General features: G+C 46.9%; 1 protein-coding gene. It reads right to left on the reverse strand.

What is annotated here, in order from left to right:
* On the reverse strand, positions 1-392 hold a 392-nt coding region (locus B3182_RS08620; protein ID WP_292752367.1), incomplete at both ends, for a 3-deoxy-D-manno-octulosonic acid transferase.

The raw sequence follows: 392 nt of genomic DNA on the forward strand, positions 1-392 counted from the left end.
TCGACTGTGAGGGGAATTGAGCGTTCAGCACAAATCAGAATCAGATTAGGCCAGAGTTCAGTTTCCATAATAATGCCGAACTGAGGCTGCATTGCGTCAAGAAAACGTCTGATAGCGAACGGTAAATCATATGGCAGATATACGTGCAGTACATTTTCTGCAAACAGGCTTTTTACCCTGGCACTACCGGTGGGGGTCATTGTAGTGATAAGAACCTGATGGTCAGGGTAACGGTCCTGTAATCCTTTAATAAGGGGCCGACAAGCCTCGACTTCCCCTACAGATACCGCATGCACCCAGATAAGATTTTGCTCGGATGCGCGGGAAGGTATATGTCCAAACCGTTCATTCCAGCGTTTAAAATAAGCTGGTGCCTTAAATCCACGCCAGAT

The organism is Methylophaga sp. UBA4204 (assembly GCF_002379485.1).
Classification (GTDB): Bacteria; Pseudomonadota; Gammaproteobacteria; order Nitrosococcales; family Methylophagaceae; genus Methylophaga.